The sequence below is a fragment of the Methylobacterium frigidaeris genome (genome assembly GCF_022179185.1).
Classification (GTDB): Bacteria; Pseudomonadota; Alphaproteobacteria; order Rhizobiales; family Beijerinckiaceae; genus Methylobacterium; species Methylobacterium frigidaeris.
The window spans coordinates 1-215 of the sequence record NZ_BPQJ01000458.1 but is presented as its reverse complement, the minus strand read 5'-3'; the positions used below and the strand labels follow the sequence as shown (position 1 = coordinate 215).

Here is a 215-nt window from a genome sequence, read left to right as displayed (position 1 = left end):
TCGTTCTGAGAGCCAAGGAGTTGTACTGAGCGGTTGTCTTCCTAAGACCGCTTGGCCTCCGACTTCCAGATGCCGCCGATGTGGCCGACGTCCGGCTGGATGATGTCGACGGCCTGGCTCTCGAAGAGTTCGCGGAACTCGATCCGGTCGAAGTCGGATCGTAGCCATGTCGTTCTGTCAGCCAAGGAGATGGAATGAGCCGGTGCGTTGCTTTG

General features: G+C 58.6%; 1 protein-coding gene. It reads right to left on the bottom strand.

Annotation, left to right across the window (positions count from 1 at the left end; all coding sequences use genetic code 11):
* Window positions 1–41 precede the first annotated feature (41 nt).
* Window positions 42–185 carry an enolase C-terminal domain-like protein gene (locus MFF64_RS39270; RefSeq protein ID WP_498071641.1) on the bottom strand — a complete coding sequence of 48 codons (144 nt, stop codon included), beginning with the start codon at window positions 183–185 and terminating at the stop codon, window positions 42–44.
* Window positions 186–215 lie beyond the last annotated feature (30 nt).